At 48.0% G+C, this 24,530-nt stretch carries 14 protein-coding genes; 5 read left to right on the plus strand and 9 right to left on the minus strand.

Annotated elements, in window-relative coordinates:
- Positions 1-12: 12 nt before the first annotated feature.
- The 3 genes from ACJJI6_RS10305 to ACJJI6_RS10315 are packed head-to-tail and all read right to left on the minus strand — an operon-like array spanning position 13 to position 2,979.
- Positions 13-1,065 (minus strand): phosphotransferase, encoded by a 1,053-nt coding sequence (locus ACJJI6_RS10305; protein WP_475713317.1) that lies wholly within the window; start codon positions 1,063-1,065, stop codon positions 13-15.
- Positions 1,058-2,290, minus strand: a complete 1,233-nt coding sequence (locus ACJJI6_RS10310; RefSeq protein ID WP_413664908.1) for an acyl-CoA dehydrogenase family protein — start codon at positions 2,288-2,290, stop codon at positions 1,058-1,060. The genes ACJJI6_RS10305 and ACJJI6_RS10310 overlap by 8 nt, the downstream gene beginning before the upstream one ends.
- A gap of 14 nt (positions 2,291-2,304) precedes the next feature.
- A complete protein-coding gene (locus ACJJI6_RS10315; RefSeq protein WP_475708435.1) occupies positions 2,305-2,979 on the minus strand; it encodes a histidine phosphatase family protein in 675 nt (224 codons plus the stop codon).
- Between the two features lie 108 nt (positions 2,980-3,087).
- On the opposite strand from ACJJI6_RS10315, the gene ACJJI6_RS10320 reads away from it, so the two are divergent.
- Together ACJJI6_RS10320 and ACJJI6_RS10325 are read left to right on the plus strand one after the other, a co-directional pair.
- Positions 3,088-3,981 (plus strand): LysR family transcriptional regulator, encoded by an 894-nt coding sequence (locus tag ACJJI6_RS10320; protein ID WP_475708436.1) that lies wholly within the window; start codon positions 3,088-3,090, stop codon positions 3,979-3,981.
- 225 nt (positions 3,982-4,206) lie between these two features.
- On the plus strand, positions 4,207-6,243 hold the full coding sequence (locus ACJJI6_RS10325; RefSeq protein ID WP_413664906.1) for an oxidoreductase: 2,037 nt from the start codon (positions 4,207-4,209) through the stop codon (positions 6,241-6,243).
- A gap of 84 nt (positions 6,244-6,327) precedes the next feature.
- Here the strand turns inward: ACJJI6_RS10325 and ACJJI6_RS10330 are convergent, their stop codons facing one another.
- Positions 6,328-7,593 (minus strand): MFS transporter, encoded by a 1,266-nt coding sequence (locus ACJJI6_RS10330; RefSeq protein WP_444915917.1) that lies wholly within the window; start codon positions 7,591-7,593, stop codon positions 6,328-6,330.
- A 637-nt stretch (positions 7,594-8,230) separates the two neighbouring features.
- Here ACJJI6_RS10330 and ACJJI6_RS10335 point away from each other — a divergent pair.
- Entirely contained in the window at positions 8,231-12,988 is a 4,758-nt protein-coding gene (locus tag ACJJI6_RS10335; protein ID WP_475713318.1) for a CapA family protein, read from the plus strand.
- A 145-nt stretch (positions 12,989-13,133) separates the two neighbouring features.
- Here the strand turns inward: ACJJI6_RS10335 and ACJJI6_RS10340 are convergent, their stop codons facing one another.
- The 5 genes from ACJJI6_RS10340 to ACJJI6_RS10360 all read right to left on the minus strand — a co-directional run bounded on the left by ACJJI6_RS10340 (position 13,134) and on the right by ACJJI6_RS10360 (position 22,132).
- Positions 13,134-14,042, minus strand: a complete 909-nt coding sequence (locus tag ACJJI6_RS10340; protein WP_475713319.1) for a transglutaminase-like domain-containing protein — start codon at positions 14,040-14,042, stop codon at positions 13,134-13,136.
- Positions 14,042-15,286, minus strand: coding sequence for a beta-barrel domain-containing protein (locus tag ACJJI6_RS10345; protein WP_475713320.1), 1,245 nt, complete (start codon positions 15,284-15,286; stop codon positions 14,042-14,044). Before ACJJI6_RS10345 ends, ACJJI6_RS10340 begins: the two co-directional genes overlap by 1 nt.
- A gap of 22 nt (positions 15,287-15,308) precedes the next feature.
- Positions 15,309-17,507: a type I secretion system permease/ATPase gene (locus ACJJI6_RS10350; protein WP_475713321.1), complete on the minus strand. Its 2,199-nt coding sequence runs from the start codon at positions 17,505-17,507 to the stop codon at positions 15,309-15,311.
- On the minus strand, positions 17,504-18,934 hold the full coding sequence (locus ACJJI6_RS10355; RefSeq protein WP_475713322.1) for a TolC family outer membrane protein: 1,431 nt from the start codon (positions 18,932-18,934) through the stop codon (positions 17,504-17,506). The genes ACJJI6_RS10350 and ACJJI6_RS10355 overlap by 4 nt, the downstream gene beginning before the upstream one ends.
- Before the next feature lie 144 nt (positions 18,935-19,078).
- Entirely contained in the window at positions 19,079-22,132 is a 3,054-nt protein-coding gene (locus ACJJI6_RS10360) for a BapA/Bap/LapF family prefix-like domain-containing protein (RefSeq protein ID WP_475713323.1), read from the minus strand.
- Positions 22,133-22,308: 176 nt separating this feature from the next.
- Here ACJJI6_RS10360 and ACJJI6_RS10365 point away from each other — a divergent pair, with 176 nt between their 5' ends.
- The gene (locus ACJJI6_RS10365) at positions 22,309-23,967 is read left to right on the plus strand and encodes a carboxylesterase/lipase family protein (protein WP_475713324.1); all 1,659 of its coding nucleotides are present in this window, start codon (positions 22,309-22,311) and stop codon (positions 23,965-23,967) included.
- 10 nt (positions 23,968-23,977) lie between these two features.
- Complete coding sequence (locus ACJJI6_RS10370) at positions 23,978-24,526, plus strand: histidine phosphatase family protein (protein ID WP_444894554.1); 549 nt, start codon at positions 23,978-23,980, stop codon at positions 24,524-24,526.
- The last annotated feature ends 4 nt before the right edge of the window (positions 24,527-24,530 follow it).

Here is a 24,530-nt window from a genome sequence, read left to right on the forward strand (position 1 = left end):
TAATTTCAGAAGTTAACCGTTAGCAGCGATATCCAATGCAGCTTGCGCGAGGGGTTCTACCAGGGCTCCCAGTTTCGCCGCATTTTTATTGGAGGCATTGCCGTCTTTTGCACGCTTCACCACCCCCTGAACAATCGCTGCCAGACGGAAGAAGCTAAATGCCAAATAAAACGGCCAATTATCAATCCCATCAATACCCATTCGCTGGCAGTATTTGGCCACATACTCTTTTTCGGAGGGGATGCCCAAGGCCTCTATATCCAAGCCTAATAGGCCGGACATTTTGTCTTTGCCTGCAGGCATTCGCATTTGCATACACTGGTAAGCGAGGTCGGCATAGGGATGTCCCAGTGTGGAAAGTTCCCAATCCAAAAGCGCTATGACCTTGGGCTCCTGAGGATGGAAAATCATATTGTCGAGCCGGTAATCACCGTGTACCAATGCGATACGCCCATCATCATCCGGTAAAACGTCACCCAACCAGGCCATCAACTCATCCATTGCGGCAATGGGCTCCAGCTCAGAGGCTCGATATTGAGTGCTCCAGCGGTCCAACTGCCGCTGGAAGTAATTACCTGGTCGGCCGTAATCCGAAAGGCCTACGGCATTAATATCCAAACTGTGCATGGCCGCCAGTACACGATTCATTTCATCGTACATAGCGCTACGCTGCTCGGCGTCAACTTCCGGCAGTGCCGCATTCCAGAATATCCGGCCCTCACAATATTCCATTAAATAAAACATAGAACCGATCAGGTCCCGGTCCTCACAGAGGTGCAATACCCTGGGCACCGGCACATTAGTATCGGCGAGTGCTGACATTACCCGGTACTCCCGATCTACGGCATGGGCAGATTTCAATAACTTGCCGGGAGGTTGGCGCCGCAATACATAAGATCGCGCCGGGGTCTGCAACTTGAAAGTGGGGTTAGACTGGCCACCGGGAAATTTGGTGACCGTTACAGGCCCATTGAAACCGTCGACTTTGCCGGACAAATATTCTTGCAGTCGCTTAACAGGCAGCTCTTCCACAGAGCTGCGCAAATTGTTTACCGTCTCAGTCACTGAGTCCTCCATGATTTTCCGCGGCGGCATAGTGAGCAGCCAGGTTCCTGCCCAACTGCATCATATGGACTTGATCGGGACCATCCGCCAGACGGATGGTCCGAGCATAGGCATAGTGATGGGCGAGACTGTAATCCTGCCCCAATCCCGCGGCGCCGTGAATCTGTATGGCGCGATCTATCACCTTACAAGCCATCTGTGGCGCGACAATTTTTATCATCGCGATTAAATCTTTGGCCGCCTTATTGCCCAACCGATCCATTTGCGCAGCGGCCTTCAGAGTCAGCAGGCGTGCCTGCTCGATTTCGCAGGCAGATTTGGCAATATCTTCCCGCACCGATCCCTGCTTGCTCATCGGGCGGCCAAAAACAATGCGCTGCTCCGCGCGTGCCGACATCATCTCCAGTGCTCTTTGAGCCTGGCCAATTAACCGCATACAGTGGTGTATCCTGCCCGGCCCCAAGCGTCCCTGGGCAATTTCAAAACCGCGCCCCTCTCCAAGAATTAAATGGCTTGCGGGCACCCGGACATTTTCGAAAATCACTTCCGCATGCCCTTCCGGTGCATCGTCATAACCGAATACCGTCATCGGGCGAACTATTTTGACTCCAGGCGTATCGGTGGGTACCAGGATTTGCGATTGCTGTTGGTGGCGATTGGGATTCTCCGGGTCGGTCTTACCCATCACGATCATCACTTTACAGCGTTTATTCATCAGACCACTGATATAAAACTTGTGGCCGTTAATAACGTAACTATCGCCATCGCGGGTAATCGATGTTTCAATATTAGTGGCATCGGAGGAGGCAACCCGGGGTTCGGTCATAGCAAAGGCAGAGCGGATTTTTCCATCCAAAAGCGGGGTTAACCATTGTTCCCGCTGGGCCTCAGAACCGTACTGAGCCAAAACTTCCATATTGCCGGTATCCGGGGCATTACAGTTAAATACCTCCGATGCAAAAAGCACTTTCCCCATTTCCTCAGCCAGGGGGGCATACTCCAGGTTATTGAGCCCGGCACCGTAACGGGAATCCGGCAAGAACAGATTCCAGAGTTCCGCTTCCCGGGCTTTAATCTTTAATTCTGCCAAAATCGCCGGCTCTCCCCAGCGATCCTCCTGCAATTGCTGCATAAATATCGCTTCGGCGGGATAGATATACTCCTGCATAAAATTTTGCAGGCGTTCCAGCAGTCCTTTTACCTTGTCTGAGTATTCAAATTCCATCGCTACCTGCCCGATCAACTGTAAGTGATATGTTCGTGACGCCCATCCCGATCCAGGTGCGGCACATGATTGAAACTGTGCAGACTGATATTTTCTGCACTGAAAAATAAACGGCTAACGGCTGTGTTTTGGATTTGCATATTGAGATTGGCGACGGTGGAAATTGAGCCGCCCAATATTTGCGTCAACATCATGGCAATGGCACCGCCCGAACTAACAACCAAGGTTCGGCTGCCTTTGGGGCTATCACAAATGTTTTTAAGCGCATCTGCGATTCTGGCTTCAAAATGCGACCAGGTTTCCGGTGGACTGATCTCACCGGCGGCCCAAGCCAGCATCCCCTTCTTCAGGAATCGATAAAAATCGGCGCGACTGGCACCTGCTCCCGGTGCCCGATCCGGGTATAGTTCGCTGTAATGCTTGGCAACCGCTAGAAAATCAAATTCATTAAGCTGGGTGAGTACACTGCGGGTATTTTCACCGGGGATTTCCAGCCCCTCGCAAATGCCGTCCAAAGTTTGCCGGTGCCGAGTTAGGTTGCCACACAGCAACCGGTCAAAACGAATACCCTTATCCCGCCAGTATTCACCCAACCAGCGCGACTGTTGCCAGCCGGTATCGGAGAGATTGTCATAGTCATCGGCCCCAAATGAAGCCTGTCCGTGACGTACCAGAATAAATTCAGCCACCTATTTCCCTCCCCTTTTGATCTCCCCAACCCTATCTCCAGCATTTGAATCATCAAAGTTTATTATGCGAATATTGAATCATTCATGAGAGTGATGGTGGTGACAGCAATGCAATTACAGCGGATCGACATGAACCTCTTTCCCGTGCTCGAGGCGATATACACAACCCGAAATCTGACTCGTGCCGCTGAACAACTGCACATCACCCAGCCGGCTGTCAGTAATGCCCTGGCGCGACTTCGCCGTACATTAGACGACCCACTATTCACTCGCAGCCCCACCGGTATGGCACCGACGCCACTGACTGAAAGCATTATGCCGAGGGTCCAGGAAGCTCTTTCTCTACTGGGGGCAAGCCTTAGTGAGCAGCGTCACTTTGTGCCACAGGAAGCCAGAAAAACCTTGCGCCTCTCCATGAACGACATGGCGGAAACCTTCCTTTTACCCAGGTTGCTGGAAGCGCTGGAGCAGGAGGCCCCAGGTATTGCTGTCGAATCTTTCCAGGTCCCAAGGGAGCAGCTGGTCAAGGAACTGGCCGCCAACACCCTGGACTTTGCCCTGGATGTTCCCGTACCCACTTCCCCACACATAAAACAACAGCGACTGATGAACGATCGCTACCTGTGTATGTTGCGCCAGGATCACCCCTTGGCGGATTCCGCCAGCCTTACCTTGGAGCAATACTTGAAGTTGGAGCATATCCATGTCTCCAGCCGTCGCAGTGGTCCTGGCCTGGAAGATATCGCCCTGAACAAGTTAGGGCGCCGTCGCAATGTGAAATTGAGGGTCCAGCACTACCGGGTCGCACCTTTAGTGGTATTGAGAACCGACCTGGCACTGACAGTCCCCGCCAGCTTGGCGCGACAGTATTCAGCCCGATTATTTGAGCTTCCGTTTCAAATACCGCTAATGGACTGGCACCTGCTGTGGCATAAAAATCAACACGACGACCCCGCCAATCAATGGCTGCGAAACAAGTTGGTGAGCTTGGTAGAGGAGTAAAGGAGCCTCTGTATACGTCGAGACAGGGAACCCTTAAAAAACACTTTATTTATAGATGAGAATGGGACGCATCAAGGTTAGATGGGGCCCGTAATTGATCACTGAATTCGACCGGTTAAGTCACTGTTTCACAGTGGGCCGTCTTGTTATCCTGCTGGGCAACGATATGCACTTTTTTGCATATACATAAATGAACCCTAAAGGTTACAAGAAGAGAAATTTGCCATGTCCCAAGCCTACCCTAATATGCTTGCCCCCCTGGACCTGGGCTTCACCACCCTGAAAAACCGGGTGCTGATGGGCTCCATGCACACCAACCTGGAAGAACACCCCAATGGCTTCACCCGTTTGGCGGCCTTTTTTGCCGAACGTGCCCGCGGTGGCGTTGGCCTGATTGTAACCGGTGGTATTGCCCCGAACGAAGAGAGTGGCGTATTCCAGGGCGCTTCGAAGATGACCACTTCGGAAGAAGCCCAGCAGCACCGCGAAGTCACCGATGCTGTTCACGCTGAGGGCGGCAAGATCTGTATGCAGATCCTGCACACCGGCCGCTATGCCTACAACGAAAACCTGATTGCACCCTCCCCCATCCAGGCGCCGATCAACCCCTTCACCCCGCGCGAATTGACCAGCGAGGAAATCGAAGGCCAGATCGATGACTATGTACGCTGTGCCACCCTGGCTCGCGAAGCCGGCTACGATGGTGTAGAGATCATGGGCTCCGAGGGTTACTTTATTAACCAGTTCATCGTGAAACGCACCAACAAGCGTACCGATGAATGGGGCGGCTCCTTCGAAAACCGTATCCGCCTGCCGATCGAAGTTGTGCGCCGCGTACGGGAAGCCGTCGGCGAGAACTTTATTATTATTTACCGCCTGTCCATGTTGGACCTGGTGGAAGACGGCAGCGACTTCGATGAAGTAGTGGCTCTGGGCCAGGCTATCGAAAAAGCTGGCGCCACGATTATCAATACCGGCATCGGCTGGCACGAAGCGCGCGTTCCCACTATTGCCACCAGTGTTCCCCGCGCGGCATTTACCGACATTACTGCCAAGGTGAAAAAGCACCTGTCTATCCCAGTAGTTGCCAGCAACCGTATCAATGTGCCGGAAGTTGCCGAAGAAGTTCTTTCCTCCGGCCAGGCTGACATGATCTCCATGGCACGCCCCTTCCTGGCAGACTCTGAGTTCGTCAACAAAGCCGCCGAAGGCCGCGCCGACGAGATCAACACTTGCATTGGCTGTAACCAAGCGTGTCTGGACCACACTTTCCAGCTGAAACTGACCTCCTGCCTGGTAAACCCCCGCGCTTGTCACGAAACCGAATTGAACTACCTGCCTACCGACAACGTGAAAAAGGTAGCTGTAATCGGCGCCGGCCCTGCGGGCATGGCCGCATCTACCGTTGCCGCAGAGCGTGGACACGAAGTAACCCTGTTCGAAGGCAGCGATAAGATTGGTGGCCAGTTCAATATCGCTAAGCAGATCCCCGGCAAGGCAGAATTCCAGGAAACCCTGCGCTACTTTAAGCGCCGCCTGGAAGTCACCGGTGTTGAAGTAAAACTTAATACCATTGCCACAGCAGAAGACCTGCAATCTTTTGATGAAGTGATTATTGCTACCGGTATCGAGCCGCGCACTCCACCGATCCCCGGCATTGAGAGCGATAAAGTCCTGGGTTACCTGGATGTACTGAAGCACAAGAAGCCGGTTGGCGAGAAGGTTGCCATTATCGGTGCCGGCGGTATCGGCTTTGATGTAGCGGAGTACCTGACCCACGATGGCCCCCACTCCACTGAAGATGAAGTGGTCGCCAGCGATAAGGAAGAGTTCTTCAACGAATGGGGTGTCGATATTGCCCTGGAGAATCGCTCTGGCCTGAAGCCACGCGAAGCAGTAAGCTCTCCGCGCCAGGTATACCTATTGCAACGCAAAACCACCAAAGTGGGCGCGGGCCTGGGTAAAACCACCGGCTGGATTCATCGCGGCAGCCTACAGCATCGCAAGGTAGAGATGATTGCCGGTGCCCTTTACGACAAAATTGACGATAAAGGCCTGCATATCCGCGTTGGTGAAGAGGAAAAGGTACTGGAAGTCGACAATATTATTGTCTGCGCCGGTCAGGAGCCTGCACGCAAGCTATACGAAGCTCTGCAAGAGCGCGGCGTAACCACCCACCTGATTGGTGGCGCTGATGAAGCCGCAGAACTCGATGCCAAGCGCGCTATCGACCAGGGCTCACGTCTCGCTGCCGAGATCTAATCTCCCGTCGATCACAAAATAAAATACCCCTGTCAACCAGAGTTGGCGGGGGTATTTTTTTGTCCTTAAATTCTGTATCCCGTGCTAGGAGACATTGGCGACTCGATCCGCGACTACCGTTCCCTCAGGCTCAGGCCACTCAGGTCGAGACAGATACTCGGTAAGGCGATAGAGCACAAACACGACTCCACATAACGCCACTAACAAGCCGTATAAGGCCGGGCCACTCCACCATTGAATAATCACTCCACCAATTAATGGCGCCATCGACCAGCCAATGGCATAAAAGGAAGAGGCCCCAAAATAGGTACCGCGTAAATGGGATGGTGCCAGCCGGTCAATTTGAATGCTCATGGTTGGAAACAAAATTGCCTCAGCCAGGCTCAAAATAAAAGTCGCTCCGAGCCAACCCCAAAACCAATCTACCGGATTTAGGGCATACCAAATCTGGGAGATCGACAAAATACCCAACCCAATCACAATACGAGTGTTAATGGCCAGCGGCCCCATTAACTTCATAATGGGAAACTGCAGTAATACTATCGTCGACGCATTAACAAAGATCATGCTGGATATCAGCTCTACCAATCCCGGCGCTTCAGCGCGGGTGAGGTATTGCACCAAGCTTGAATCCATATGCGCATAGATAAACAGCGTTAAAATATTCGCAATAATCACCACCAGAAATACCTGATCACGGCGCAATACCGAAAGCGTATTTCCCAGAGATACGCCCGCATCCCTTTGTTTACTCGCTAAACGCCCGCTCTCAGTTCTGGCAAAACCCCAAACAAAGGCCAGGGCTAAGAGTAGGTAGCTGAGAGAGGTGAGCCCAAAGGTGGATTGCTGTGCACTCAAACCGGCCCAGACACCTACAATCGGCCCCAGCGCCGCCCCCACATTGATCAGGAAGTAGCGGAATTGCAGCGCCAATTCACGGCTGGCTTGATCGTCAATTAAGTCGCCTATCAGCGCACTCGCCGGCGGCTCCCACACCGCGCGACCAATAGCACACAGGGTCATCGCACAGATAAATCCTGCCAAGGTTTGCGTCACAGCCAACAAGGCAAAGGAAAAAATACTCACAATACAGCCAAGCAATAGCATATTGCGACGCCCATAGCGATCCGATAGCGCACCGGTAAAGAAGCCCAGCACAGCAGCACCGACGGCAGATGCACTTAAGATCAAACCAATTTCAGCTGCGCCGAGGTGAAACTTTTCAAATAGAAGGATGGCCAGGAAAGGCCAGACCATAAAATAAGTTCCACGGCTAAAAAAACTGCCAATTAAAATAATCCAAACTAACGGAGGGAAGCTCCTCAAGCTTCTCCACCACTTCCCGTTCATGGTTACTACTCCAATAGATTCACTGCCAACAAATCGATAGAGGCACCTGTCCTGTATGGTTTAAGTTGGCTGGTTCCAGATAAAAGAATGGCGCCAAGGCCACTCGGCGAGTGCCCGCAAGACATTGGTACAAATACAAACCCGGAAGGTTCTTTCACTATTCGGCCAAGGTGCCCATCTTTCAGAGGAGGGCAAGCAGCCTACCTCAGAAAATTAAGAAGCAGACAAAGAAGAGTTTCAGTAAGCAAGATGAATTTGAGACAAACAACCTATATTTACCGACAAAAAAACCCGAGATGATAAGATCCCGGGTTTCCTTCTTGGCAGAAAATGCTCCTGCCCTACGGCTAAACCTTGGTATTAACCCAAACTGTTAATTACAGGTTAATAGAGAATAATCTGAGTGAGTTGCACAACAATCATTCTGAATACGGTTACCCAATACTATCCGACAAGATTTGTTTTGAAAACCCAAATTGACAGATAAAACAAAAAAATATTTACCACACCACCACCTCAGTACAAACCACTAAAAGCAGAATCTTCCCCCCCGTCTATACTCGTTCAGGAAAAGCACCCGAGCCGACCAGCAGAAAAAATACTGCCACGCTTTTTTAATAGAGAGATAAGTCGCGACATGTCCCTATCCAACATGCTCGTTCAAGTGCGTGCTCAGGTTGAGCAGGCACTGGGTAAGCAACGCCCCCCCTATACCTTGTTTTTTTCAATTAGTGATGCCAAGCATCGCGCCATCGTGAAGCATAAAACGGCGGCGGATATTTCGGAAGCCTGGCAAGCCTTAGCAAAGACAACCCAAAGGGCAGCAAAGTCGCACAAGATGGAACCCTGTTGGTTACGTGTCGATTGGGTCACCCAAAAAAGCACAATGACATTTGCAGGCTTGGAAGAAATCCTTAAAGACACCAAGAGGTCGTATTTCCGCTATGGCCTCGCACTTGATATGGACTGCGAAATAGCATTCCTGGAGCAAGAGCTCAATGCTAATGCCATGCTCTATGGCGGAAATCAGATTGATCATGTCATTATTAATGAGAACAATTTTCTTGCCTACGCTAAGCAAAGATTCGGAATAAATACCGAGCTGGATTTTTCGGAAGAAAAGACTGTGCTTTTGCTTTCAACTCAGGGAATTTTCTGTGAATCCAAGCGCCAGCCCGTTTGCCTCTACGGACCCGGTTTAGATGCCGGCCGACGTGTCATAGAAAAATTAGATACTAATACTGTCTCTGATTTGATTAGAAACAGCAGTAACTACTTAAGCTCTCAAGTCAAAAAGAATGGCTCCTTCCACTATGGTTGGCACGCCTGTTTCGACCGAAAGATCGACACCTATAACAACTTACGACATGCCAGTAGTACTTATTCGATGATTGAAGCCTGGGAGGTTACTGGCGACAAAGCTCTAATGAGCTCCATACATCGATCACTGGAACACCTTTCAACAGAGCTAATTCAGACCGCCACCCTCCCCTCAGGTGCTGAGGGAGCTTTTTTGGTAGAGGCAAATAATGAAATAAAACTAGGGGGCAACGCAGTATCACTGTTAGCCCTGGTAAAGTACTCTGAGGCAACGAAAACCAACAAGTATTCCAAACTGATGGAGCAATTAGCACTTGGGATAGAGTATATGCAGGACTCAATCACCGGGCAGTTCTCCCATGTTCTTGAATTTCCAGATCTTCAAGTTAAAGATAAACATAGGGTCATCTATTACGACGGTGAAGCTGCCTTTGGCTTGATGCGCCTCTATGGCTTTACTAAAGATTCACGCTGGCTAAATTTGGTTGAAAAGGCATTTGATTATTTCATTCAAGCCAATCACTGGCGCGCCCACGATCATTGGTTAAGCTACTGCGTTAATGAATTAACCCTTTATCGCCCCGAAGAGAAGTACTACCAGTTCGGTATTCGAAACTTCGCCAGCTATTTGGATTTTGTGGAGAATAGGATAACCACATTCCCTACTCTGCTTGAATTAATGATGGCAGCGGAAAAGATGGTAACTCGCTTGGGCAAAGAGCCCGAGTTCCAATATTTACTTGACCAGGTAGACCTAAAACACTTTTACAGGGCACTACATAAGCGTGCGATGTACCTTCTAAATGGGTATTTCTGGCCTGAATTCGCTATGTATTTCAAGAATCCCAAACGTATATTGGGAAGCTTCTTTATCCGGCACCATGCCTTCAGAATCCGTATCGATGATGTCGAGCACTACCTATCTGGTTTTGTCGCCTATCGAAAGTACCTGCTTACGCCCCAAAGTGCACCCGAGGATATTGATGAGGCATACCAAGAAGTGCTTATCGAACCAGCTGCCAATTCACACAAGTCATTGCCTGTGCTCGCTTGGGGAGGGGACGTAAACTTGGCACGAAGGCAACATTATCGCACGGCACAATTTGGAACCGAGAAAGTGCTCGGCACAATTATTGCCCTAAAAAACGCAGATATAAGCGTAGTGAATCTAGAGTGTGTGATAGGGACTGAGGGCGAACAAGGAATCAGTAAGGGAGAGTCATCCCCATACTATTACCGAGCCCGCCCTGAAATGCTATCCGTGTTAATGGAAGCCGGTATTGATGTAGTTGTTACTGCAAACAATCATAGTGGGGACTATGGAAGCAAAGCACTTTTGGAGCAGCAACACTGGCTGGATGCAACCGGTATCGGTTACGCTGGATCAGGTATTAATATCGAAGAAGCACTTACCCCAGTATATCGTCCCGCCGGTCGGCTAAACATCGCCATTTTCTCTATTGATGCCACTCAGCCCCGCTTTGCCGCAGGTCCAAGTACGCCTGGCTGTGCTCATCTACCACTTACCATACCCAACCTCTGGCTTGATAACCTAAAGCCTAGGATTGAAGCAGCGCGCAAAAAAGCACACCTCGTGCTCGTCGCTGTTCATTGGGGAGACAACAGAGAATCAAAACCCAGCGAAGATGAAATAACCATTGGCCACGCCATTATCGATGCCGGAGCAGATGGTATATTAGGTACCAGCGCACATAACCTACAAGGTATTGAAATTTATCAGGACAGACCTATTATCCACGATGCTGGAGATCTTTTGTTCGATGCGGTCCGACGCAACCTGGCCGATAGTGGAATCTTTCGCCTCCAATTAAGCGAAAATGGAATAGAAAAAATCATTTTTGTGCCCGTAGGTGTTGGGTTTGGTTTCAGTAAGCAACTAAGTGGAGATGTAGCAAAAGATCTTACGCAACGATTTTCGAAAGCTTGCTCAGAGCTGGGGACACACCTGACCTTAAATCCAGATGGTAGCGGAACCATTCTACTGTCACCTCCAGACAGGCAATACCGTAAACTTCCCCATCTTCTTAAAACCCATTACAAACGAGAAGTAATTAGAGAAAAGCGTCCATTGAACCCTAATTGGACTGTAGACCAGGTCCCCCTAGATGCTCGCATCCCCCCAATAAAATGCGGGCCACTTAAACTATTGGGTGTAAGATTTTTTCCGCGTGAAATAAAGACTAGACAAATGTTATGGGTAGAGTCATTTTGGACTACCGATAAAAAGGTAAAGGAGGATTTCCGTTTAGATTTTCGAGCGATCCCAATCAAAGAAACATCTATGCCTTATTGGGGAAAGGCGATGGACCACGATCCTTGTGATTGGCAAGTACCCACTTCTCGATGGGAACCAGGAAGAATCTACCGTGACTTTTATGGGTTAAGGGCCCCGGCAGCCAATCAAATTAAGCCTGTTCACCTTCAACTTGCTGTAGGTGTTATTTCCAACACACAACAAGTAAAGCCTGTAATTGTTGGCGGAATGATTACACAGCTAAACTTTTCTAAGAAGCCGCCACAAATTCCTACATACAAAACAGATTTTCCTCCGGCTGTATACCAACATACGCCTATGCAGACTTGGAATGCTCAACAACTTGAACTAGTTTCTGGAGGAAAATGGCTAACGCCGCCACCTGAAAATTGGTACATTCGCAGCGTAATTTCTGGGAGTGGATTTTTAGACCAAGCAGTAGGGCCTGTCTTATTTGTTGCTCATACAAGTAAAGACAGAGATTTTCACGAACAGCGCTCAAAGCCATCTGCCAATTACTTTGACTGCCATAAAACCCTTCCTGAATTTGCACATCGTATTGCTGGCGCCATTGTTTCCCACCCTGTAGATGGATTACCTAAGGAACTGCCTGTACTTCAAGTTGAAGATCCATTAAAAGTTATAATTGAGCTGGGATTAGCAGCCAGAAAACGATTCCAAGGCGATGTCATTGCCATTACAGGTACTGCAGGAAAATCAAGCACCCTAAAAATGCTTGTGCAAATTCTGGGCCCTAAAGAAAAAATATTATCCAGTTTAGGTAACTATAACTCACGTGTAGGCGCACCTTCGATGCTTGCCAGTCTAAATCCTGACCATGAAGCTGCCGTTATCGAAGTGGCTCAGAGCGCATTATGGATGAAACGAGGCCCCATCACAAGGCAGATAAAACCAACTATATCTATAATTACGGAAATTGGTCTATCACAAACTAACCATCGCATAAAATCAGTTGAAGACACCGCGAAATGGAAATCGTGCATTTTTGACGGATTAACGAATTCTTCAGTAGCTATATTAGGGGACCACCTAAAGTGCTTCGACTATATTCTTTCGCAAGCAAAAAAATATGCTAAAAAAATAATAGTGTTTGGCAAAGGAGAAAGGGCAGATGTTAAGATAATAAATATTGATGCCGATGAAACTGGAAGCAATGTCACACTACAGTTCCCAACTCAAAGATTAGAATTAAAGGTTCCCGCACCCAGCACTGGCATGATGTACAATGCCATAGCTGCTATTTGTGCAGCTTATGCGCTAGATAAAGACCTAGCCCAATGCGCAAATAGATTGCTTGACCTAGAACTTGATGAGGGACATTTAAAAAGAAGAAATTTAAACATTCAAGGTAAATCCCTAACACTTATTGATGATAGCTGGAACGCTGAAGTTTGCTCCATGATTAATGCATTCTCAGTATTTTCTCAGAGTAAAATAAAAAATAATGGACGAAGAATTGCGGTACTAGGTCGCATTGTCCATTTAGGTACAAAAGCACAAGAATTGCATGAAAGTCTCACTCACCCCTTACTCAACAGCAATGTTAACTGGGTAATAACACACGGTGAGGAAATGAAATTTCTCAGGGAGTTATTACCGGAAGAAATTTTAGGACCACATTTTTCAGAGGCCTCACCTCTCGTTGACTATCTAGCTGATTTCTCCCAGGATTCAGACCTAATACTTATCAAAGGATCCAGAAGAGACTCCGACTTTGGCTCAATCCCCATCCTACTAGAAAAACTTCAAAAAACCGGACAACCCATAGAGGTAGAATAAAACTTAAAATCCAACGCATGACAACTCAAGAAAAACATGATACAGATCAAACTTACACATCTGGCCGACAGATGCAATACGCTATACCACTGCACGCCTTACTAAACCCATCCATAACAAATAATTGAATCCAGAAATTCAATATTTATTGCAAACTCCACAAAACAGAAACACTAACATTATTTTTTTTACCTTTAAAATCTTCCGGAAATAAATTAGACCAAACCCATGAAAAATTTCTAGTAAGAACAATTTTACTTATACCACCCTTACCAAAACCATATCCAAGATAAGGCTTCTGCGCCAAATTAGGATCTACCGGCACCCACCGACCACCCATAAAAACTTCAGCGGCATGATGGTTAGGCTGATCAAATCTTTTTTTCTTGGAAAAAAGAAACTCTGAAGTAACTCTTGCAGGATACCCCATAGAGCGTGCCAGTGCGACAAAAAGCGCCGCATGCTCAGTACAATCACCTTCCCCTGACTCAAGGCCCGCCAGAGCGCCTTTTGTGGGCTGAACTTTATATTTAATTATTGCTTGAGGAACCAAAAAAGCTGCCCTCAAACGACTCTCTTCATCTTCAAAAGTATTTTGTATTTTAAAGGATAACTTTTTAATTGGAGTGGAATCTGACTCGATAAACCTCGCTGACTCTAAGTAAGCACCACTTGGAAAAAAGTCTCGCCCCCTGCTCAATTGATTATAATCATATGAAGTGAGCATTAAATCAAACTCAACAATCCTGGAAACTGTCCTTCCAGCAGGAATACTCAACGCAAATTCAAGGTATTTGGAATCCCCTGCACCATGCTTTTTATAAAAAATTTTTTCTGGATAATCATATCTAACCTTCTTCAATGACTGCTGCAAACTATACTCTACAGGCATAGAAAGTCTTTGAATATAACCATCAATATCCTGCTTCGAAGAGTTCGTAATAGCGACCTCAGCCGAAAGAGTAACAATTTTTGACTCAGCCTGAGATAAGCTGGAAAGACCAAAGAAGCCAAAAACAATATGCACCAATGAGTTAGCTAACCATTTCGCCATTACCTTTCCCGTAGCGCTTCACCCGCCTTATTGATTGGCTTCATAAGATAATCAAAAACAGTTTTTGAACCCGTTTTTATATCTACCGCTGCAATCATACCTGGCACTATCGGAAATTTATTACCCTCATGATTTTCCAGAGAATCAGTATCTGTGAGGATGAAAACCTTATAATAGTATTCGCCTGGCACAAACTCATCTTGAATCGTATCAGGAGATATAGTCGTCACTGTACCATTTAAGTCACCATAAATCGTATAGTCGTATGCAGTAATTTTTACTTTAGCTGCCTGCCCAGGACGAATAAATGCAATATCCCTGGGAGAGATTTTTGCTTCAACTAAAAGCTGATCATCAAGTGGGACAATCTCCATTATCTTTCCATTTGGGGGGATTACGCCACCAATAGTTGTAACCTCAATAGCTTTAACAATACCTCTTACAGGAGATTTGTGAGTAAGTCTAATTAGTGAGTCAGAACGCCCCTCAACTACAGAAGACAGCGCCTCAACTTCAGCACTAAAGTTTGCCAACTCCTCTCGGGCTTTCACCATGTACATAGATTTTATCTCATTTATCTTTGTCTCCAACTCAGACTTTTGTCTTTGCAGACGTAAAAGATCAACACTACTGGCTGCCCCTGATTCGACAAGCGACTTGGTAATAGACAACTCTTTATTGACCAACTCTAGGGTTTCCTTTGAACCTTTCAACGATTCCGCTAATCCTCGCCGCCGCGTATCAAATAGTTTTCTTTCTTTAGCAATAAGCTCCGCATGCGAAGACAGTTCCTCAGGAAATTTAATCGATGTACTATTTACCTCAGCACTCAATCGCGCGACACTAGCCAAAGCAGCTCTGTAGCGAGCCAATATTTCTTCTACATTCGAACGTAATTTTGTGGGATCCAACTGCGCCAATACTTCACCCTTTTCGACAATATCCCCCTCAGAAACTTTAAGATCCTCCAGTATTCCTCCCTCTAATGATTGGATAATCTGTGAACGCGAAGTCGGAACCACTTTACCAGCGCCAGAAGAAACCTCATCAACCTTGGCCAAGTAAGACCAAAAAACCAACGCGGCTAACAATAAAAAAAATACCCAAACTATTCTTCCTGAGCGTACGAGAGATGCATCATCAATATCATCCTCATATTGTTTTTCATCATTTTGTGAATCAATATCTAAGAGAGCGATGCGTTTTGGTTCGCGGCGAAAACCGAAGTCATCTGGAATTGGCATTACAGCTTCTCCATCCTAACCTCTAGGAAACTTCTTCATCCTTCTTAGAATCCTTCCGTCGAGAAAGAATAGAGAGTGCTTTTTCTTTTGGCTCATCGAGAACAACCCGACCACTATCCAGCACAATTATTCGATCTACAAAGCTAAGGATGCTAGTTCTATGAGTTGCAATAACAACTGTTTTGTTTACACTCCAATCTGATAATGCACAAATAAATTTTTTCTCAGTGGCTTCGTCCAGTGCTGAAGTAGGCTCATCCAGCAAAAGAACATTTGGTTGACGTAATAAAATCCTAGCAATCAGCAGAGACTGCTTTTGCCCTCCAGACAGCCCATAGCCACCTTCTTGAATCATAGATCCCAAGCCTTTCGGGAGCTTACTCACAAAAGTCTCGGCACCACTCATTTTAAGTGCGACGAGAATTTCATCATCGCTGGCATTGGGAGAACCTAAGACAAGATTTTCATAAATAGTCCCATGGAATAGCCCTGTCTTTTGGCTAAGGAGAGAAATATCTCGTCTTACATCAGCGGGATCTATATGAGCCAAGCTGACATCATCTAACCGTAACTGACCACGAGCGGGCTCAATATAACCCGATAGTGCATGTAGCAACGTTGACTTACCGGATCCATTTCGACCTAATATTGCAATCCGTTCACCTTGAGTAACTTTTAATTCAGGAATAACTAGAGCGGGATCAGACGTATCATCTCCATAGTTATAAACCGACTGTTTAAAGTGATAATTTCCTTGAAGCGAGGACTTCTGCACTTTCTTTTCATCTTCTGGGTTATCAACCGGTAACTGCATAATTTGATCAATTCCTTTCATCGCAAACCGGGCTTGCTGCCAGCGGCTTAAAACCTGGGTGATATTTGCCATTGGTGACATCATCCGCGAACCAAGAATAGAGGCAGCAACCAGTGCGCCCGTTGTCATGTCGCCAGCCATGACCATCGGAGCTCCAAATAACACAACTACAGCAAAAACTGATGACTGCACGTTATGGGTCCAACTCAGTAAAACACCAACCAGATATCGCAGCTTTAGATTGGAATCTGCGGTGACTGCGTTGAAATGATTCCACTGCCCTTGAAAGCGCTGTTCCGCCTGCATGGCTTTTATATCTTCCAGCCCCTGAACCGTTTCTATTAGCATTGCATTGCGTAACGCTCCTTCTTTAATAGATTCCTTCGACAACTTTGCAAGCCTCGGCTGAAGAAGCAACCCAGGAATAATTAACAAGAAAACTGCTACAAGAGGTATTAGTGCCAAGCTCCCAGCAATCCACCACATAACAAACAGGAAGAGTACAAAAAAAGGCAAATCTGCAAGAGCCAAAACGGTGGAAGATGTAAATAATTCTCTTATGCGTTCAAGGTCTCGAATCTGAGATATAAATGTACCGGTTGATTTTGGTCTGGCTTGATCTTTAACCCTAATAGCATGCCCAAAAACCAAATCCGACATACGAATATCAGCACGCTTCCCCAGCAAGTCCGTTACCCTGACTCGCATAGTCCGCATAATAAAATCAAAGATAATTGCTACTACAACACCACTAAATAGAACGTAAAGCGTAGGAAAAGACTCAGCGGGAATGACTCTGTCATAGACCTGTTTTGAAAAAACAATTCCAGCTAGTGCTAGAGAATTTGCAATTGTTGTGGCAATCATCACATGAAAATAGGGTTTCAAATCCCTAAGGACAATCCGGCGAAACCAGTGCTTGTCTTCAGTCTTAACATAGTCATCTATACGAGAGTCTGTTGCCGTTCTCCTGGGACGAAATATAGCCAGGTTCAGAACATTATTTTTTAAATCGTCCAGATGTACCGCACTCTTTAGACCTTTATCGCCACAGTAGATAACACTCAGTTCCATATCTTTGGATACAGACTCTATAACAACTAACTGACCATCAACCAATTGGGCAACAATGGGCAAACGCCACGAATTGATCGCAGACTCATTGAACGAGCTGAACTTTGCCGTAAGCCCGGCCTGTCGCGCCATCTGCCTAACAACGCTTTCTATAGAGTTATACCCCCCCCAATTCCCAGCTATTCGGACCCTTTCATAAGAGCAATCAATTCGATAATGTCGTGCAATAGAAATTATTGCCTCACACCAAGGAGTAACGTTAGTGGCATTATTTTTAGAGCTGGCAAATGGCTTTTCAATTTCACCCGCAATATCTAATTGGCTTCCATTCAAGGCAACACCTCCACACCCTGAATCTCGGTCCCATCCAGTTTAAATGCCTCACGCAAACCACCGCGACTATGTAAACAATCTATTTTTAGAAGGTGCAAATCAAAAATCGTATTATTTTTTTCTTGGCGGGCAATGTGTAACTCCTGTTCTGAATTTAGCAAATCAATTAGAGTCCGCGTGCCTAGTGTAGAATATTGCTGTTTATATAGATCCCTTGTTTCAGCTATTGCGCTCTCCCTAGCGCTAAGCGAACTCAAACTACGCATTAACCCTTCAGCTTCTTCTTGTGCCTCACGATATTTTTGGGTTACAAATAATTGCGCCGAGTCTCTCGCCGCATCAGCCGATAGCAAGGCATAACCCGCCCCCTCTCTTCCGGCAGATATCTTTCCACCTTGATAAATAGGCATGGAAACATTAAAGAAAATCGCCTTCTCATTACTATCAAGTGCATTGGCATCAACATAGTTTTGATCCAAGTACTGATTCACATTTCCATCAAGGGTTAAGGTTGGCCATGCATTTGCTTTTGCCGATTTAAGCTGTGCCTCAGCTTCAGCTCTAGATGCGGCAGCAATAAGTACATCTGGTACTGACGACAAATCAAAAGACTGGACATCACACGCTTGTGCGACGTCCTCAGGAACATACATAGCCACCCGAAATGGAGATTGGAAGCCAGTGAGATTCTGTAAAGTAGTACGCCATCGGCGTAACAAAGCTTCTACTTGCTGTTTAGATGCCTGTGCAGCATCAACTCTTGATTGCGCCTGTAACACATCTGAGCGGGAACTAACTCCACGTTCCTTTCGAATTTGTACAAGCTCGGCAATAGCAGATACGCCATTAACTTGTGCATCAGAAGTTAAAAGCAGAGACTGATAGCGCTGAACCTCAATTGCCGCTTTTGCGGTTCTCCTTGCAACTTCGTCAATAGACTGGAGGACTTCAGCCTGAGATCTTTGTACACCAGCCTTGGCAAAGTCAACATTGCTAGATACTTTGCCAAAGTCATAAACCATCTGGGAAATATTCACCTGGAACGCGTGTCCATCACCTTCGCTTTTGTACTCGGAGTCGTTCCCGGCCACAATTCCAGCATTCAATCGAGGAAAATATCCCGATCGTGCAGCTTTGACGCCTTGCCTCTGCTGATAGAGATTCCCAACGGCTTCTGCAATTAATGGATGCCAACCGACGGCTTGGTGCACCACTTCAAGCATATTAAATTCAGTTCGCTTTATACCTTCCTCATACTCTCTAAAAGAAAACTTCTTTAATGAATCATAAGCCTCTACTTCCATGCTTCTTGGGCTAATTACTTCAGAGTAACGGGGAGAACTTAATATATCGGCGTCAGCTGTGATTGACCAAAATACCAGAGTCAACACAAATGATATTTTCATTTTCTGTTTAAACACTTCCACTATATTCACTTTCAATAATTACCGGGAGGTTAAACACTCTATTAACATCTAATTGCATAAATTCTGTAGAGTGGCCACAAAAGTCTAGCCAAAAAAAACCGGGCCTTACGGCCCGGTACTTAAGTTAATTTGTCGCTTTCAGATCTAAGTGTCGCTCAAGCTGTTTTGTTGCCACATATCTCCGACAGTGTCGTCAATTGCTGCCGGCATCTCCATCGGATCCATTACTCCACTAGAAATTTGGCTCGTATCTACGCCAGCCACTTCTCCAGCAGACTCGAATATTTGGGCATCGCTACCCACAGATTCGAATAGATCATCAAGAGTCAAGTCAGAGCCACTACCCAGCATGTCAATACCAGGCACAGTTGCAGCACCAACATCCAGTATGCCGTCAGAGTCCATGGCCACATCTGTTCCGATATTGATGATGGTAATGTCAATATCAATATCGATATCAACTGAAATGTCGATGTTGATATCAATGTCAACGCTAGTATCGGCATCGGCATCGGCATCGGCATCGGCATCGGCATCGGCATCAGAATCCCAAACAAATAGCTCATCTGTTGGTATTCCAATACTTTCAGCCATGAAAGCGACACCTTCATCTGGGAGCGCATCGGGCTCTTGGTAGTCCCTTCCAATATTGATAATGATGATATCAACGTCGATATCGATATCGATGTCGATATCAATATTTATGTCGATATCCACATCGGCATCAGCGTCGGCATCGGCATCGGCATCGGCATCGGCATCGGCATCGGCATCAGCATCGGCATCAGCATCAGCATCAGCATCAGCATCAGCATCAGCATCAGCATCAGCATCAGCATCTGCATCTGCATCTCCGTCCGGTTCCCAAGTGAATAACGGATCTGCCAACATATCTCCGTCGCCACCCAGAGTCGCTACATCACTTCCATGAAGCGCGCTCTGCTCGTGCGGGTGATGTCCGATATTGATAATGATGATGTCGACGTCGATATCAATATCAATGTCGATATCAATATTTATGTCGATATCTACGTCGGCATCCGCATCCGCATCCGCATCCGCATCCGCATCCGCATCCGCATCCGCATCCGCATCAGCGTCGGCATCCGCATCCGCGTCGGCATCGGCATCCGCATCCGCATCCGCATCGGCATCGGCATCCGCATCGGCATCGGCATCGGCATCGGCATCGGCATCCGCATCGGCATCCGCATCGGCATCCGCATCCGCGTCGGCATCTGCATCAGCGTCGGCATCCGCATCCGCATCCGCGTCGGCATCGGCATCGGCATCCGCGTCGGCATCTGCATCAGCGTCGGCATCCGCATCCGCGTCGGCATCGGCATCGGCATCGGCATCGGCATCCGCATCCGCGTCGGCATCGGCATCGGCATCGGCATCCGCGTCGGCATCGGCATCGGCATCGGCATCGGCATCGGCATCAGCGTCGGCATCCGCATCAGCATCAGCATCAGCATCAGCATCAGCATCAGCATCAGCATCAGCATCAGCATCAGCATCAGCATCAGCATCAGCATCAGCATCAGCATCAGCATCCGCGTCGGCATCAGCATCCGCGTCGGCATCCGCGTCGGCATCCGCATCAGCATCGGCATCCGCATCCGCGTCGGCATCCGCGTCGGCATCGGCATCGGCATCGGCATCCGCATCAGCGTCCGCATCAGCATCCGCGTCGGCATCCGCATCCGCGTCGGCATCGGCATCCGCATCGGCATCGGCATCCGCATCGGCATCAGCGTCGGCATCCGCATCGGCATCAGCGTCGGCATCGGCATCGGCATCGGCATCGGCATCGGCATCCGCATCAGCGTCGGCATCCGCGTCGGCATCCGCATCGGCATCCGCATCGGCATCAGCGTCGGCATCGGCATCGGCATCGGCATCGGCATCAGCGTCGGCATCGGCATCGGCATCGGCATCCGCATCAGCGTCGGCATCCGCGTCGGCATCGGCATCGGCATCGGCATCGGCATCCGCATCAGCGTCGGCATCCGCATCAGCGTCGGCATCCGCATCAGCGTCGGCATCCGCATCGGCATCAGCGTCGGCATCGGCATCGGCATCAGCGTCGGCATCCGCGTCGGCATCGGCATCGGCATCGGCATCGGCATCGGCATCGGCATCGGCATCGGCATCGGCATCCGCATCAGCGTCGGCATCCGCGTCGGCATCGGCATCGGCATCCGCATCAGCGTCGGCATCCGCATCAGCGTCGGCATCCGCATCGGCATCAGCGTCGGCATCGGCATCGGCATCGGCATCGGCATCGGCATCGGCATCAGCGTCGGCATCGGCATCGGCATCCGCGTCGGCATCGGCATCCGCGTCGGCATCGGCATCGGCATCGGCATCCGCATCAGCGTCGGCATCCGCATCAGCGTCGGCATCCGCGTCGGCATCCGCATCGGCATCGGCATCGGCATCGGCATCCGCATCCGCGTCGGCATCTGCATCAGCGTCGGCATCCGCATCCGCGTCGGCATCGGCATCGGCATCGGCATCGGCATCGGCATCCGCATCAGCGTCGGCATCCGCATCCGCATCCGCATCCGCATCCGCGTCGGCATCGGCATCAGCGTCGGCATCCGCGTCGGCATCCGCGTCAGCATCCGCATCGGCGTCGGCGTCGGCGTCGGCATCCGCATCGGCATCTGCGTCAGCGTCAGCATCGGCATCGGCATCAGCATCAGCATCAGCATCAGCGTCGGCATCTGAGTCAGCGTCGGCATCAGAATCAGGATTAAAAAAACGATCGCCGTTATTGTCATCGTCATCACTAGCCGCGACAGCGATAACAACAACTCCAAGTGCAATTAATGCAGGAATCCACCAAGAAATACCTGGATCGACTGGTGCTGGTGCTGGATAAGAAGCGCCACCAGCCGCAGCAAAGGCAGAGATTAAATCTCCATTAGAAGCTAACATAAGAGGCTCTCCAGCCCCTGTTAGCACTAGCTCACTATGCTCGCCATCTTCATCTAACAGGTAAAACCCTGAAATAATGACGATCTGGCCGGATTTTAAAACAATAACGAGGTCTAATCCGTCCTTGGAAAAAGACGCAATATCCTCAGGATCTGCGGGCATTTCGACAAGACCAGGAGAGGTCAAAGATAGCCCCTCCAGTGATCGCTCGTCGATTGAGCCCGTGGATTTGTCAAAGATTTTCGCAATCATGCTCTCACCAACTTCAAACGGTGCAACTTCCTAAATACACAGTTCATGGCCTGAGCTTAAAGACGGAAAATACCCCACTTTGAGCCCATCCGTGACTAGATTCACTAATACATTGCCTTACTAATCTCCCTCCATAAAAAAACAATTACGCCAGTACGTTTTTACGCGCACTACTTTTGTATGGACGTAATTCAAAACGTTTTCAAGGAGGAGTTAGGCAGCGGCAGGAGAAAAACAGTTTTCGTGCTAACTTCAGCAAGATTAGGAAGTTACAAATGACTACAGACCCGGAAATTGGCAGGCACTTAAACAAAAAACCTACACCCGTTGTTGATACGCCTGCCGGGCCAATCATCGGAACTACAGATGAGGAAACTGGCGTATATAAATTCTTGGGTATCCCCTACGCCCTCCCTCCTGTGGGAAATTTACGTTGGCTACCACCGCAAGAGTTGGACCGCTGGAAAAATCCTTTCCAAGCGCATAGCTTTGGTTCACCAGCAGCGCAAAACTCATCCGCCCTAATGGAAGTTCGAGATCAAAACGGGAATCTTCCTGAAAGGGAGGAATGCCTCTATTTGAATGTATTCTCTCCCGCAATGTCGCAAGGAAAAAAGCTGCCAGTAATGTTTTGGGTTCATGGCGGCTCTTTTTACATGGGATCAGGATGCCAAGAAATTTATAATGGTAAATACTTGGCAGCTAGCGGTCGGACAATTGTTGTCACTATAAACTACCGATTAGGCGCCCTGGGATTTCTGCGCCTAAAGGATATTAGTGATATACCATCAACCGGCAATGAAGGGCTTTTAGATCAAATAGCCGCCCTACAATGGGTTCGAAAAAATATCTCAGCATTTGGCGGAGATCCAAACAATATCACTCTTTTTGGCGAATCAGCCGGGGCAATGAGTATTGCCTCCTTACTTGAAACTCCACAATGTAAAGGCCTTATACGGCGTGCAATTGTCCAAAGTGGGCACCCAAGAGCCTCTCACTCCCAGCAAAGCGCTAACCATGTTGGTAAGACTTTCATTCAACAATTTGAGAAAATCTCTGGTGGCATCTCACTAAAAAATTGTCCGACCAAACTTCTTCTGAAAACCCAAAAAGCAATACTCTCTGACACGTCTATGACAGCAAAATGGGGGCAACTGCCATTTAAACCTGTCGCAGACAGGGAACTTTTTTCCCCTGAAAAAAAGCTCTCCCCGACACACCAAACATCCCTTTTGTTAGGGAACAATTTGGAGGAATGGAATCTCTTCAGCGCGATAAACCCTGAAAGCTTTAACATGGACTACCGGCAAATATGCACTCATCTCGAATGGCTTATCCCAGAGTCCGAATTAAAGCCCCTACTCAGACATTACTATCAACTAGCAAAAAAAATGACAGACAATCCCTGGCCAGAGTGGAGTCGAGCCTGGAACCTTTTGCTCACTGATATGGTATTCACCTTGCCTGGGCTGAGACACCTACAAAGTCATCAGGGGGAAAACTATCACTATCACTTTGCACAACCTCTCGCTGCACAGCCTTTACTAGGGGCCTGTCACGCCGTTGAGCTTGGCTATGTATTTGGAACCCATAGCGATCAGTCCTTGAAAACACTATATGGTGCTGAAGAAAACCCCCATTTATTAAGTGCCTCAATGCAACAAGCTTGGCTGAATTTTGCTGAAACAGGGAAACCCGGCAATAATTGGCCAGAGTTTTCAGGAAAACACAGTAAGCGATTTGGCAATCATCCCTCAGCCAGGGCGTTTAACTCACCAGAGCTTCTCAGTTTATGGCAACATATACCCGACGATAGGTTGAATGGTTATCTTTAGGTTGGCATAGATGGCAAGAATTTTTTTAATCAGGCATGGAGAAGCAGCGAAAGGGGAGCACATCCCCGATCCAATACTCACAAACGAAGGTTACAAGCAGGCAGAAGAGCTAGCCCTAAAACTTTCCTCTCTCGAGAAAGTTCAATTAATAAGCAGCCCCAAACTCCGTGCACAGCAAACAGCAAAGCCCTTGGCCGAAGTTTGGGATATAGAGGTTGTAATTGAAAATGCAGTGACGGAAATACCTACACCAGAGGAAATACCCAAAGCTCAACGCCTAACCTGGTTACGAACATTACTTACTGGAGAGTGGGACCCCTGCGACAGAGAACAAAAAGATTGGCGTGATGGAATAATCAGGTATTTGGAAAATCTTTCAGAGGACACCTTTATCTTCTGCCATTTTATGGTCATCAATTCAGTTGTTGCACATATCCGGAACCACCAAAAAGTACAACAGTTTAGGCCCGATTACACTTCAATCACTGAGCTAAAAAATGATGGAAACAAGCTACATTTAGTCCAGCTAGGCGAAGAAAAAGAAAACAAAATTCTATAAGAAA

The sequence above is a fragment of the Microbulbifer maximicatervae (SeqCode) genome, assembly GCF_056232625.1.